The sequence below is a fragment of the Asticcacaulis sp. P2_C5 genome (assembly GCF_056404555.1).
Map to the genome: position 1 here is coordinate 101,498 of NZ_JBFUDU010000013.1, position 13,950 is coordinate 115,447.

Annotated in this window: 8 protein-coding genes; 3 read left to right on the top strand and 5 right to left on the bottom strand. The window is 60.1% G+C overall.

The genetic code is table 11. From position 1 onward, the window contains the following. Positions 1 to 127: 127 nt before the first annotated feature. Complete coding sequence (locus AC1DXO_RS21050; protein ID WP_476980155.1) at positions 128 to 3,346, bottom strand: beta strand repeat-containing protein; 3,219 nt, start codon at positions 3,344 to 3,346, stop codon at positions 128 to 130. Positions 3,347 to 3,451: 105 nt separating this feature from the next. Further along, positions 3,452 to 4,645, bottom strand: a complete 1,194-nt coding sequence (locus AC1DXO_RS21055; RefSeq protein ID WP_476980156.1) for a glycoside hydrolase family 5 protein — start codon at positions 4,643 to 4,645, stop codon at positions 3,452 to 3,454. A 113-nt stretch (positions 4,646 to 4,758) separates the two neighbouring features. On the opposite strand from AC1DXO_RS21055, the gene AC1DXO_RS21060 reads away from it, so the two are divergent. Continuing rightward, entirely contained in the window at positions 4,759 to 6,381 is a 1,623-nt protein-coding gene (locus tag AC1DXO_RS21060; RefSeq protein WP_476980157.1) for a methyl-accepting chemotaxis protein, read from the top strand. Positions 6,382 to 6,672: 291 nt separating this feature from the next. On the opposite strand, the gene AC1DXO_RS21065 is transcribed toward AC1DXO_RS21060, so the two are convergent. Beyond that, entirely contained in the window at positions 6,673 to 6,999 is a 327-nt protein-coding gene (locus AC1DXO_RS21065) for a rhodanese-like domain-containing protein (RefSeq protein ID WP_476980158.1), read from the bottom strand. 593 nt (positions 7,000 to 7,592) lie between these two features. Here AC1DXO_RS21065 and AC1DXO_RS21070 point away from each other — a divergent pair. Both AC1DXO_RS21070 and AC1DXO_RS21075 read left to right on the top strand, forming a co-directional pair. Beyond that, complete coding sequence (locus tag AC1DXO_RS21070; protein ID WP_476980159.1) at positions 7,593 to 10,490, top strand: TonB-dependent receptor; 2,898 nt, start codon at positions 7,593 to 7,595, stop codon at positions 10,488 to 10,490. Between the two features lie 123 nt (positions 10,491 to 10,613). After that, positions 10,614 to 12,131, top strand: a complete 1,518-nt coding sequence (locus AC1DXO_RS21075) for a tryptophan halogenase family protein (protein ID WP_476980160.1) — start codon at positions 10,614 to 10,616, stop codon at positions 12,129 to 12,131. Between the two features lie 38 nt (positions 12,132 to 12,169). On the opposite strand, the gene AC1DXO_RS21080 is transcribed toward AC1DXO_RS21075, so the two are convergent. Together AC1DXO_RS21080 and AC1DXO_RS21085 are read right to left on the bottom strand one after the other, a co-directional pair. Continuing rightward, complete coding sequence (locus AC1DXO_RS21080) at positions 12,170 to 12,565, bottom strand: DUF805 domain-containing protein (RefSeq protein ID WP_476980161.1); 396 nt, start codon at positions 12,563 to 12,565, stop codon at positions 12,170 to 12,172. A gap of 147 nt (positions 12,566 to 12,712) precedes the next feature. Next, positions 12,713 to 13,765 (bottom strand): phosphotriesterase family protein, encoded by a 1,053-nt coding sequence (locus AC1DXO_RS21085; protein WP_476980162.1) that lies wholly within the window; start codon positions 13,763 to 13,765, stop codon positions 12,713 to 12,715. Between the last annotated feature and the right edge of the window lie 185 nt (positions 13,766 to 13,950).

The following is a 13,950-nucleotide window of genomic DNA, read 5'->3' on the forward strand; positions in this document are numbered from 1 at the left end:
GCTGGCGATTGCCGGCGAATATAGTTATGTTTTAATGCGGGCATAGCTTACCAGTCGGCAATCACCCGTCAAGCCGCTTAGCGGAACAGGCGAGACGGCGGGTGCATCCCGGATCTCCCGTTCGGCCTTACCACACGATATGATTGAGGAAGTCTGGATCGGTTGGGAGAATATTGAGCACGAGGATCGTGTTGCCGCCGCCGAGATCGATCAGGGTGTTGCTGCCCTGGGCTGTCAATGTGACGCCACCGCCATTGACCACGCCGTTGCTGTAGGCGTGGATGTTGACGAGGTCGTTCTGGCTGGATTTGAAGTCGTTGATAACGTCTTGCGCGCTGCCTAAGCCGAAAAAGAACGTGTCGGCGCCCGAACCGCCGATCAGTGTATCCTTGCCCGCGCCACCGGTCAGTATATCCGCGCCGTTGCCGCCATCCAGTCGGTTATTACCGCTGTTGCCAGCAATTGAGTTGGCAATATTGTTACCGGTCGCATTGATATTGGCGGCGCCGGTCAGGTTGAAGATTTCGATATAGGCCGAAGCCCCCAGGGCGTAGCTCACCGAGGCATGGACAGTGTCACCCGTGCCGCCTGTGCTGACGTCGACGGTCACGTCGCCGGCGTCGTCGATACTATAGGTGTCATTGCCCAGACCTCCGGTCAGGGTGTCGCTRCCCAGACCGCCGTCCAGCCAGTCGTTGCCGTCCAGGCCCAATAGTTTGTTGTTGCCGGCCGYGCCTGTGATGATGTTGCCCAGGGCATTGCCGGTACCGRTGAGATTGCCGGCGCCYAGCAGRGTCAGGTTCTCAAGATYGGCGCCCAGGSTATAGGTCAGGTAGGAATTGACCAGATCTGTGCCTTCGGCGGTATTTTCCGTCACCAGGTCGCCGGCGTTGTCGACATAGTAGGTGTCATTGCCTCGCCCGCCGGCCATGGTGTCGGCCCCGCTGCGCCCGTCCAGGATATTRTKMGCGGTGTTGCCGTTCAGGGTTTCGGCGCGGCYCGTGGTCGAACCGTAGACATTGGCATTGCCGTTGAAGWTCAGGTTGACGATCTCGATATATTGCGTGCCAATGTCGAAGGTGACACGCGAATTGACGACATCGATACCCGGGCTGCCGGTCTCRGTCACCACATCGCCGGCATTGTCGATCGTGTAGGTGTCGCTGCCGCCCCCGCCGATCATGGTATCGGCGCCGCCGCTGCCATTCAGATCATTATTGCCGCTATTGCCGCGCAGGGTATTGCCCAAACCATTGCCGAGCAGGAAGAAATCGCCCGARCCCAGCAGGGTGATGTTCTCRATATACTGTCCTGCGCCCGAATAGGACATGCCGGCAAACACCGTGTCGGTACCGCCGCCATCAAGTTCCACGACCTTGTCTCCGGCGTCGTTGACATAGCAGGTGTCGTCGCCCAGCCCGCCGGTCATCAGATCCGATCCCAGGCCGCCATTGAGGCTGTTGTTACCGTCATTGCCGGTCAGGGCGTTGTTGTTGGAGTTGCCCGTCGCATCGATATTGCCCGAACCCGTCAGGATCAGCACCTCGATGCTGGCCCCGAGCGTGTAGGTTATGGAAGCCATTACCGTGTCCGTGCCCTGGCCGCCGATTTCAGTCACAACGTCGCCGGCATTGTCGACGACATAGGTATCATTGCCCACGCCGCCGGTCAGTTTGTCGCCGCCCACGCCGCCGTCGAGGGAATCGTTGCCGGCGCCGCCGTAGAGTTCGTCATTGCTGATGCGGCCTGAGAGCGTGTCGTCTCCGTCGAGACCGCTGATACGATCGAACGAGTCCGTGCCGGTTAAGGTGTCGTTGGCGGACGTGCCGTTAATATCAACCGGGAGATCGACGACCTTTAGGGTAACAGCGGCCGAGTCGGTGCCGCCAAAACCATCGCTTATGTAATATTTGAAACTGGTCAGGCCGACAAAGCCGGCAGTTGGCTTGAAGGTGAAGTGGCCATCGCCAAACTGTGTCAGGGTTCCCTTAAGGCCCGTTCCATCGACGGAGGTGACAATGAGCGTATCGGCATTGGCGTCTGTGTCGTTACCGAGGATCCCGGGCGCAGCCATGCTCAGTGTGTCGCCGAGCCGCGCAATATAACTGTCGTCTACAGCGTCAGGGGCTCTATTGACGACGTTGATCTTAACTGTGGCGGTATCGGTGCCGCCAAAGCCGTCGGAGATGTTGTATTTAAAGCTGGTCAGGCCGACAAAACCCGCAGTCGGCGTGAAGGTGAAACGGCCGTCGGCAAAGGCCTGGACCGTGCCTTTGGTATTGGTTAGGTCGACGGAGGTGATCGTCAGGGCATCACCATCGGCGTCGGTGTCATTGGCCAGCAGGCCGGGCGCGGCGACGGTCACGGCGACGCCCGGACGGGTGACATAGGTATCATCGACAGCATCGGGAGCCGCGTTGGCGACATTTATTTGGACCGTCGCTGTGTCAACGCCGCCAAAGCCGTCGGAAATGGCGTATTTGAAACTGGTCAGGCCGACAAAGCCCGCTGTCGGCGTAAAGGTAAACCGGCCGTCGGCAAAGGCCTGGACCGTGCCTTTGGTGTTGGTTAGATCGACGGAGGTGATCGTCAGGGCATCGCCATCGGCGTCGATATCATTGGCCAGCGGACCGGGCGCGGCGACGGTCACGGCGACGCCTGGGCGGGTGACATAGGCATCGTCGACGGCATTGGGAGCCGCGTTGGCGACATTGATCTGGACCGTCGCCGCGTCAACGCCGCCGAAGCCGTCGGAGATGTTGTATTTGAAGCTGGTCAGGCCGACAAAGCCCGCTGTCGGCGTAAAGGTAAACCGGCCATCAGCAAAGGCCTGGACCGTGCCTTTGGTGTTGGTTAGATCGACAGAGGTGATCGTCAGGGCATCGCCATCGGCGTCGATATCATTGGCCAGCAGACCTGGCGCGACGACGGTCACGGCGACGCCTGGGCGGGTGACATAGGCATCGTCGACGGCATCGGGAGTCGCGTTGGCGACATTGATCTGGACCGTCGCCGTGTCAACGCCGCCAAAGCCGTCGGAAATGGAGTATTTAAAGCTGGTCAGGCCGACAAAGCCCGCTGTCGGCGTAAAGGTAAACCGGCCGTCTGCAAAGGCCTGCAGCGTGCCTTTTGTATTGGTTAGGTCGACAGAGGTGATCGTCAGGGCATCGCCATTGGCATCTGTGTCATTGGCCAGCAGACCGGGCGCGGCGACCGTCACGGCGACGCCCGGGCGGGTGACATAGGCATCGTCGATGGCGTCGGGAGGTGAATTACCGGAGGTCGGCGGGCCTGCAACGAGGGCGAGGCCGATGTCATCATCCAAAATGTATGTACGCTTGGCCATCACCGCCTCTTGATGTCTGTATTGAACGGGAGGGAGTGTCCGGAATGCAGCTCTATTTTGACAGAGCCTGCCGCGTTTACAAGTGGGACGCGGCGACTGGTCCGGCTATTTCATATGGGCTTGGATAATGTCCATTAGCGGGCTGGGATTGCGCGGAATCTGATCGGCCTTGCCCTGTTCCATCAGATAATAGAATTGTCCCGACGGAAAGCCCGGCGCAATCTCGTAGTCCATGGCGTCCCAGACGTCCTCGCGGAAACTGTAAAACGCCCAGTGCGCCTGGTGTGCGTTCAGTACATCCAGCACGTCTCCAAGATAGGCGCCGCAGTCGGCCCATTGCCGCACGCAGCCATATTCGCCGGCGACCATGCGGTTGGCGGGTACGCCGTGCGTCGTCGCCCAGTCGAACGGCCCGGCCAGGAAGCGCGCCACCGTGGTCTTGTCCCACGTCACGCGTTCTTGGCCGAGCCAGCTCTGATAACCGGGATAGCGGTATTGGGGATCGCGTTTGATATTCGGTCCACTGGTCGCCTCATACGGTTCGTACATGTGAAAGGCATACAGCACCTTGTCGTCGGCCAGCGGCCCGGGCCAGTAGCTGAAGCTCCACGCATTGGCATACCAGCCGCCATCGACCATGACAGGCGTTCGCGTATCGACCGTCCGGATGGCCGCTATGACCTGGCTGTAAAAGCGGGGCAGGTCGTGCGTCGTGCCCTCGTACCTTTTGTACCAGGTGATGCGCGTCGCGGCATCGGCGTGTTCGTCCAGGCGAAGTTCGAGATTCTGGCCCTTTTCCGGTGTCGGCTCGTTGAGCAGGTTATAGCCGGCCAGCGCCGGATGGTCCTTGATCGCCGCGGCCAGGTCGCGCCAGAAGGCCGAAGACTGATCCCAATAGGCCTGATCGTTCCACAGGCGATCATCCTGCTTGTTGCCGTTCTGCTGGTTCCAGCGATCGCCGGGCAGGGAGAGAGGGGCCAGAACCACCTTGATGCCCGCTGCATCGGCCGCGTCCATGACCTGGATCAGGGTCGCGAGATCGGATTTGGGAATGCCGGAGTAGTGGTCGGCGTTGCCGATAAGAAAGTCGCGGCCTTCGCCCTTCCACTTGGAAAAGGTCAGGCGCACCCAGGTGGCGCCGGTGGCCTTCAGGGCACGGAAGTAGGCTGCGTCCGGTGGGGCGCCATTGAAGCTGTTGCCGCCGTGCTGTGGCGTATCCCAGAAGGCAATGTCGGCAGCCTGCACCGGCGCGCCGAGGCTGAGACAGACTGCGGCCATGATCATGGCGAGATGCTTCATTGTGAACTCCCTGTGCCTGCATCGTGCCTGCATTTCATGGCCGTGTTAAGGGTTCTATTAACCATAATTCACCTAAAAAGTGCTTCGGTTTCGCGTTAATCGAGAGTTCCGTCATGGCCGCCGGCAAAATTTCCACCATCACTCCCAAACGCGACGGTATCCTGGCCGGCGCTCTGATCCTGGTCGTCGCCGCCATCGCTAGTCTCGCCGTCTATATTGCCTCCGAAATGGCCATGCGCCAGGAGATTCGCGACAGCCTGCAGGGGCTGGCCCAGGCCGCCGCCAACATGGTCGACGTCAAGGCGCATCTGACGCTCGATACACCGGAAGAGAAGGATAACGAGGTCTATCGCAAGGTCCAGGCGCCGTTCCGCGCCATGCTGGATGGCAATGACCGCCTGACCTATATCTACACAGTGGTGGCCAAGGAAGAGAAGATCTACTTCGTCATCAACAGCCAGGCCACCGGCGAGCGCGAGGCCGCTGGCGGCGTGATGACCGAACATACCGAGGCGTCGCCGACCCTGGAAAAGGCCTTTCGGGACCGCAAGCCGAGCACCGAATCCAAACCCTATTCCGACGAATATGGCACCTTCCTCAGTGGCTATGCGCCGTTCTACGACGAAAATCATACCTTTGTCGGCATGGCCGGCGTCGACATCAATGTCAGCGTCTACAACCAGCGTATGGGCGAGATCCGCACAGCCCTGCTGTTCGGTCTGGCGATTGCGGTGATCTGCGGCGCGGCCTGTGGCTTCGGCGTCTATCGCCTGCGCCGCACCATGCAAAAGGCGGAGATTACGGCGCGCGCGCAGCAGGACGAACTGGCTGCTATGGAGCAGCGTCGGCTGGAGGCCGAAAGCGAAGCGGAACGCAGTTCGGCGGCCGCGCGGCGCCAGGCCATGCAGGATCTGGCGCATAGTTTCGAAGCTTCGGTCCAGGGTGTGGTACGCGAAGTGGTCGCCGCCGCCGACGTCCTGCGCGGCGAGTCCGAAAAGGTGTCGACCATAGCCGTCGACACCAAGGACCGTTCGCGCGCCGTGTCGCGCATTTCCAGCGATGCCGCCCAGACCTCATCACAGGTGGCGGCCGCGTCGGAGGAATTAACCGCGTCGATCCGCGAAATCCGCGACCACACCGAAAAGTCCAACCAGGTCGTCCGTGCAGCGGCGGAAAAGGGCGGCGAGGCGCGCGACGTCATTGAGCGCCTGTCGAAATCGTCGGGGCGGATCGGTGACGTCGTCAATGTCATCAACGACATTGCCGGTCAGATCAACCTGCTGGCGCTGAACGCCACCATCGAGTCGGCGCGCGCGGGCGAAGCAGGCAAGGGGTTTGCCGTCGTCGCCAACGAGGTCAAGAGCCTGTCCAATCAGGTCTCGAAGGCGCTGGGAGAAATTTCAGGCCAGATCCATGACATCCAGGACGAGACCCGGCTGTCGGTCGAGGCCATGAACGATATCCTGAGCATTATCGGCGAAGTTGCCAGCTCAAGCGTGGTGGTGGCGTCAGCGGTCAGCCAGCAATCGGACGTGACGCGGGAGATCTCGCAGAACATCCACGCGACGGCGCATGGGGCGCGGGAAATTGCCGACACCATGGTCACGGTCCTGGCTTCGGCCGACGAAACCGGCGTCACGGCCGAACGCGTGCGCGAGGCCACAGCCCGTCTGCAGGCCCAGTCGCGCACCCTGAACACCGAAGTCGAAGCCTTTCTGCGAAAAGTCAGGGCGTAAGCTGAACCTCCATTTAAGCACCTTCCCATAGTCATATTTGAACACGGATCACCCTCAGCTAAAGCTTCAGGTGACACGGATGCCGCTTCGCGGACACGGACAAGGCACGGATTTCATAGCATCCTCCGAAGGGCGGAGTTTTTGAACGAACCAGCAATAAGGCGCTTCGCGCGGTTCAGTACATCTGTGCCTTATCCGTGTTCCAATAGTGGATTTCGGACAATCCGAAGCATCGTCGCTACAATCGAATTCGGGCCTTCAAGACAAAGGTCGGGGGCCGAAGATCCTGCCTTACCGCTCCGTCGGCAATCCAGCGGCCTTCCAGGCATTGATCCCGCCTGCCAGGTGATCCGTCACGTCGACGCCGTCCATGCGCAATTGCTGCACCGCGCGTGCCGACCGAACGCCACCGGCACATGAGATTACGACCGTCTTGCCGGCAGGCGCCGTAACCTGCGACGAGTCGAAAACCGACAGCGGCAGATTGACCGAGCCGGCGATCCGTTCTGCGTCGAATTCGTAGGGTTCACGCACGTCGATCAGCACGATGCGATCAACGGCCAGAGCCTGGGCGACCTCGGTGGGAGACAGATTGTTCAGGGCAGGGGGCAGGGACACAGGCAGGATCTTTCACTTCAAAGGGGGCGGCAGATGTTGACGTCAACCGCAACGGTCCGATGCAGGTCATAGACGACTGTAAAGGATCAAGGCAAGAGGCGACGGCGGCAACAGCGGTCCGCAGGCTTGCCTGGCAAGGTTCCGGCATAGGTTGCGCGTGGACGTTGAGAGGTCTTCCCGAGGGCCGCAAGTGGTATTGGAATGGCCTCTACATGCCCCATTTGCGCCACTATTGACAGCGCTATCATTTGGCCTCGAATGCGAAATAAAAAATTTCAAGCGTGTTAAAAATGATACGCTCAGAGTTGCGTTAAAACAATAAATGTAAATAAATCAATGTATTGTAATTTTTTGCCATAACGCTACTTTTTGCAACTATCGTGATAACGCTACCACAAAATTGTTAGCGCTCTCAGCGAATTGACAACGCTATCATTGCCCCCTGTAATAAGAAGGTCGCCCCAGAAGACGCAACGGCGTGGTCACACGCGCTGCATTGCCGATGGGGCAGACGCTCAAAAATACCGCAAAAAAACACCAAATTTGTTGGGGAGACTACATTGCGAAAAGTACTGCACCCTAGGGTAGCCTTAATGACGGCTGCCTCATTGTTTGCGCTTGGCACGGCCACAGTTGCCTTTGCCCAGGATACGGCACCAGCGTCCGATGACGCCACCGTGGTCGTGGTCAAAGGCTTCCGTGCCTCACTGCAAAGCGCGCTGAGCACCAAGAAAAAATCCAACCTCATGATCGAGTCGGTCGCGGCCGAAGACATGGGCAAATTCCCGGATCAAAACGTCTCGGAATCGCTGCAACGCCTGCCAGGTATCCAGATCGACCGTGAAAACGGCCAGGGCACCAAGGCACGCATCCGCGGCCTGGATCAGAACATCACCACGTTCAACAACGAAAACTTCGTGACCGGCCTGGAACTGTTCCGCATTGGCGAAGGCACCTTCCAGCAAACCTCGTCGCTGGAAGGCATTCCCTCCGAATTGATCGGCAGCATCGACGTCTACAAGTCGCCGGATGCCTCGCTGCTCGAAGGCGGCCTCGGCGGTATCATCAACCTGAAGACCCGCGATCCGCGCGGTTTCAAGGGTGAATGGATCGCCAGCATTAATGCCCAGGTCAACCAGGGCAGCGAAGGCAAGGCGCAGCCGGATATCACTGCGGTTTTTGGCCGCAAGTTCAGCAGCGACTTTGCCTTGCTGGGCTCGGTAACCTATTCCAAGACGGACATTCACACCGACCTCCTGCAGGGCGAAAACCGCGGCACGTGGGCGTTCAAAGGGCGTCCCACCTCGGCGACGCACAACCAGGTCGCGTCCGGAACGGCCGACATCTGGTCGCCGGAATACCGCTACTCGACCAGCCGCAACCAGGAACGCGAACGTCTGGGCTTCTCGCTCGACGGTTCGTGGAAACTGTCCGACAGCGCCACCCTGACCGCCGACTGGTTCCATTCGGACCTGAAGATCTTCACGGGTGAAAACTCGCTGAAGTTTTCGTTCAACAACGAAGGCGCCACCTATGACGCCACGGGGCTGACCGTCGCCAGCAACGGCGTCCTCGAAAAGGGCAGCGTCACCGCCAATTCGTTCGAAGGCGACAGCTTCGCCCAGAACGCCGAGGCCAAGACCGACAACTTCCAGACCTCGCTCAAGTTCGACTTGACCGACAATCTGTCGGGCGCGGTTCGCGTAGCCTATTCGAAGTCGGACTATACATCGACCTCCGGCCAGGTCGACGAACGCTACACGGCCTACGGCGTCCGCGCCGGTGTGTCCAATCCGACCGCACCAGCGACCCTGTACTTCACCTACACCAATGGCGAGCAGCCCAGCTTCCTGCCCTCGGCAGCCAATCTGGCGGCCATGACGGACCCGACCAAGGTTTTCTACAAGTCGCATTGGGCGTTCGGCGAAGCCACAAACAGCACGAACTCGTCCGTTTCGGCCGACTTCAAATACACACCGGGTTTTGCCCAGGAAGCCTCGCTGGTCATCAGCTTCGGCGCCCGCTACTCCGACAACAAGATCGACTCGACCTTCGGCCGCTACCTTGCCGACTATTCGAACAAGGGTGAACTGCCGGCCTCGGCCCAGGGCACCACGATCAACGGCACCTTCATTGACTGGACGCCCTATGGCTACTTCCAGGACGGCGCCATCGGCCTGAAAAAGTGCGATGTCAACCTTTCCGGCTGCTCGCGCTTCGGCGACTCGCCTGCCGTGGTCACCCCGTATCAAACGGCGGCGATCAATCCCGGTCGCGGCGTTGTGGTCGATATCAACGGTCTGCAGGCGATCCAGCAGGATACGCAGCAGATGAAGGATCCTGTTGCCTGGATTTCGGCGCTCTATCCCTCGACTCCGTTCAAGTTCTTTGCCGACCCACTGAACACCTTCAAGGTCGAAGACAAGACGACCAGCACCTATCTGATGGCCGATGCCGGCGACGCAGGTTCCGGCTTCCACATCAATGCCGGTGTCCGTATCGTCCACACCGAACTGACCATCAATGCCAACAACACGCCGGTCACGCCGCTGTGGTGGGGCACGGACAGCTGGAACGGCGTGCTGAAGAACCCCGACGCCGCCCAGACCGTGCGCGCCTATACCGACGTCCTGCCGTCCGCCTCGGCCGTCTTCGACGTCAGTGAAAGCGACAAGGTACGTGCCTCGGCCGCCCGTGTCGTCTCGGCGCAAAACCTGTTCAATCTCGGCCAGGGCGCGTCCTACAACTTTACCCGGTCGTCAACGCCTGGGCCCAACCTCGACAAGTTCCTGTATACCAACGGCTCGGGTGGCAATCCGAACCTCGATCCGTTCCGCGCGTCGCAGTTCGACCTTGCCTACGAACACTATTTCAGCAAGCAGGGCCTGATGTCGGCGGCCTTCTTCTACAAGAGCGTCGACTCCTTCATCGTCAACAACACCTACAGCGTGACGGTAAAGGACCAATCGGTCGCGGGCGCCTCGCTCGGTACCTTCTCGTCGCCCGATAACGGCGCCGGCGGTACTGTGAAGGGGCTGGAACTGACGTACCAGAACGCCTTCGAGAATGGCCTCGGTATCAATGCCAACTTCACCTACTCGGACTCCGAGTCGCCCTATGCCAACGACTACGAAAAAGGTCTGCCGATCCCGGGCGTCTCCAAGACAGCCTATAATCTGCAGGGCTATTACGAAGGCAATGGCTTCGAGGCACGGCTGTCCTACGCCTGGCGTGACAAGGCCTATCTCGGCAACTACGGCTTCGGTTCCGGCGCTGACACCCACGATCTGGGTATCTGGAGTGAAGCCTATGGCCAGGTCGACGGTTCGCTCAGCTACGCGCTGAACTCGAGCGTCAAGTTCACCCTGGAAGGCGTCAACCTGACCAAGTCGGCCCAGAAGGCTTACCTGCAGTTCCCCAACCTGCCGCTGCGCTACACCAGCGGTGACCAACGGGTCATGCTTGGTGTCCGCCTGAATTTCGGCGGGTAATAACTACGGCGGCGGGCGCCTCCACGCCCGCCGTTTCTCCCAATCCCACTTCCGCCGGCGTCTTTCCCTATCGGACTCCGGCGGCCTTTTGCGTTATTATGCAGATCGTCCGGACTCAAAGCCTTGCCCGCTCCCAATCTGATTACGTCCATCCTCATCGCTGGCGGCGGCACGGCCGGCTGGATGACAGCGGCTGCCCTGGCGCGCTCTTTGGGGGCCACCGTCGCCATCACCCTGATCGAGTCCGAGGAGATCGGCACAATCGGCGTCGGCGAAGCGACCATCCCGCCGATCAAGCTGTTCAACGCCATGCTGGGCCTCGATGAGGCCGAATTTATGCGCGAAACCCGCGCCACCCACAAACTGGGCATCGAATTCCGCGACTGGGGTGCGTTAGGCCAAACCTATTTCCATCCCTTCGGCACCTATGGCCTGAAGGCCGAGATGGGCCATTTCCTGCCCTATTGGCTGAAGCTGCATCATGCCGGTGACGCCCTCGATCTCGCGGATTATTCGCTGTGCACGCTTGCCGCCCGAAATGGCCGGATGACCCGACAGTCGGACGATGCGACCAGCGTACTCAGCCATTTTGGTTCAGCCTATCACTTCGACGCCATCCTCTATGCCCGCTATCTGCGCCGCTACAGCGAGCGCCTGGGCGTGCGGCGCGTCGAAGGCAAGATTGTCGATGTCGAACTGCACGGCGAAACCGGCTTCGTCGAGGCCGTCAAACTCGGCGACGGCCAACGCCATACCGCCGACCTGTTTATCGATTGCTCCGGCTTCAAGGGCATTCTGATCGAAGAGGCGCTGCACACCGGCTATGACGACTGGACGCACTGGCTTCCGGTCAATCGCGCCGTGGCCGCGCCGTGCGAACGCAAGGGCGAACTCAGTCCCTATACGATCGCGCATGCCCGCGAGGCCGGCTGGACGTGGCGCATTCCGCTGCAGCACCGCGTCGGCAATGGCTATGTCTTTTCCGACGCCTTCACCAGCGAAACGACGGCCATCGACCTGCTGCTGGCCAACCTCGAAAGCGCGCCCCTGGCCGATCCGCGCCTGCTGCGTTTCACCACTGGGCGGCGCAAAAAGGCGTGGAACCGCAATGTTGTCGCCGTCGGCTTAAGTTCCGGGTTTCTGGAACCGTTAGAGTCGACCAGCATCCACCTTATCCAGGCCAGCATCAACAAGCTGCTGCAGCATTTCCCGGATCGAAATTTTTCACCCGTCAATACAGAGGTTTACAACGATCGTATCGCACGCGACGTCGAGCGGATTCGCGATTTTCTCATTGTCCATTACCATGAAACGACGCGGGATGACTCAGCTCTGTGGAACCATGTGCGCACCATGATCATCCCCGACAGCCTGCGCCAGAAGCTGGAGATTTTCCGCGAGCGCGGACAGTTCATCAATGCAGCGGACGAGATGTTTTCCAACACCTCGTGGCTGGCAGTGATGATGGGGCAGGGGGTTATGCCGGGTTCTTACGACCCGCTGGTTGCCGGCACGGACCTCGCGACCCTGCGCACCGGCTTTGCCCAGATGAAGGCGACCCTGGCCGGCCTGACCGACGCTATGCCGACGCACAACGATTACCTTCGCCGCCAGGGCGCGTTGTCAACCGAGACGGCTTAAAGCGCGGACGGCCGCAGCGGCGCCCCTCCGCGAACCTGTTACTCAAAAGTACTGGCTATATGCGTCATCGTGGCCCCGGCGCCGTACCTATTCGGACCCGGCGTACCCTTCGAAGCAGTCCAAACAATAAGCAAAATCCAGCCAACAAGCGGTATGAAACCAATCAACAGCCACCAGGCGGACCGATCGGTATCGTGGAGGCGCCGGAAGCTAAGCCCCAGGCCGGGCAGGAAGAAAACAAGCGCCCCGACGACATAGAGCAGGGTACCGATGCCGGCACCGCCGCCACGAATTTCGGCGTTCATCATAATGTCCGGGACGATGAGAACGAGGATCTGAAACAGAACAAACCACCAATATTCGGAACGCGTCGCCCTGCCGTCAAATTTGACGTAGTTTTTAAACCCACTCTTTATGGCATCAACGAAAGTCATGCTGTGCATCCTTAGCTAGTATTGGACCATTGTGGAGGAAGAATCAGCCGACTATTTCACACGTTTTGTTAAATTGGGAGTCGTCATTTCAAGTAGAGCCCGTCCAAAGATACGGTGGCATGCCGTAACCCTTTGTTCAGAATGCTTTCATGTCCTTAGCCGGACCCTTACCGAAAAGGCGCGGGCGGGGTTACGCACGAACAGGGTGTCAATATCCGCATCGCTGAGACCGCCCGCCTTCAAGGCCGGGATCAGCGCGGTAAACACCGTCGTGAACGGCCGGAAAGTGCCCCCGCCAGGCTCACCAACGCTGTACCATCCCGCATCGTGCGATACCAAAACCTGGTCCAATAGCCCGGCCGCCTTCATCTGGACGATCAGCGCGACATGCTGGTCCACGGTATCCGGAGCCACGCCGTCATAGGAAATCCATGCACCGCGCTGCGCGGCTTTCATATGAGTCAGGCCGTCTTTTTCGTTCTGCGCGTGAAACCATATAAAGGCCGAGGCATCGACACCGGCGGTCTCCAGCCGGTCGATCTGCGCCCGGGCCGATTGCGCATTGTAGCCCGGCGGCGTCGGGCGCCACGGACCGACATGCGCACCGATCGTCAAACCGGTCGCTCGGTGCGCCAGGGCCGCCGCGTCGATGATTTTCGTCTCAACCTCGGTCAGCTCGCCGCCATTGATGCCGACCTTGATCAAACCCGGCCGCACGCCCGTGTCGTCGATACCGTTCTGCCATTCACCGGTCCAGCGATCCGCCAACTGCCTGGCCGTCTCCGTCACGGCGTAGTCGGGAAGAAACTGCCGGTCGGCTGCGGCATAGACTCCGGTTGTCGTCACGACATTCAGACCGCTGGCCTCGGACAGTCGTTTTAACACGGACGGATTGCGACCCATCTGAACTGCCGTGCAATCGATCAGCGAACGGCAGCCCAGGGCCTTCACTGCTGTCAGTTGCGGCAGGACAACCGCTGCGACGGCATCGGGATCGAGCGTGACCGTCGTTCGTCCGGACAAGGGGCGAATATCCGCCACCAGATGTTCATGACTGAGTGTGACGCCCAGCGAACCGGCCTCACACCATCCACGGACCGTCATGATTCTGCCATCGGACGGCGCCGCGTGGGCAAGCCTTGGCGACACGGCAATGGCCGCGGCCGTGAGCGATGTAAAGGCGCTGCGTCGTGTAATCATGGCTAGGCCGGCCTTTCTGCAAATGACGATACGACGCAGCCGCCCGTTCAGACCTGGCAAGGCGCCGCCGCTCGGGCAGTAGGCAGCAGGCTTGCCTTTTCGGCAACCAAATTATGCGCCGTGTCATCCCAATCTCCGATACAAGTTCAAAGAGGACGGCCCGCCACGCGGACCATCCTCGATCG

Excerpts from the sequence above, each read along its gene's own strand:
- AC1DXO_RS21055 (WP_476980156.1), bottom strand. The coding sequence starts at position 4,645 with ATGAAGCATCTCGCCATGATCATGGCCGCAGTCTGTCTCAGCCTCGGC.
- AC1DXO_RS21060 (WP_476980157.1), top strand. The coding sequence starts at position 4,759 with ATGGCCGCCGGCAAAATTTCCACCATCACTCCCAAACGCGACGGTATC.
- AC1DXO_RS21080 (WP_476980161.1), bottom strand. The coding sequence starts at position 12,565 with ATGACTTTCGTTGATGCCATAAAGAGTGGGTTTAAAAACTACGTCAAA.
- AC1DXO_RS21070 (WP_476980159.1), top strand. The coding sequence starts at position 7,593 with ATGACGGCTGCCTCATTGTTTGCGCTTGGCACGGCCACAGTTGCCTTT.
- AC1DXO_RS21085 (WP_476980162.1), bottom strand. The coding sequence starts at position 13,765 with ATGATTACACGACGCAGCGCCTTTACATCGCTCACGGCCGCGGCCATT.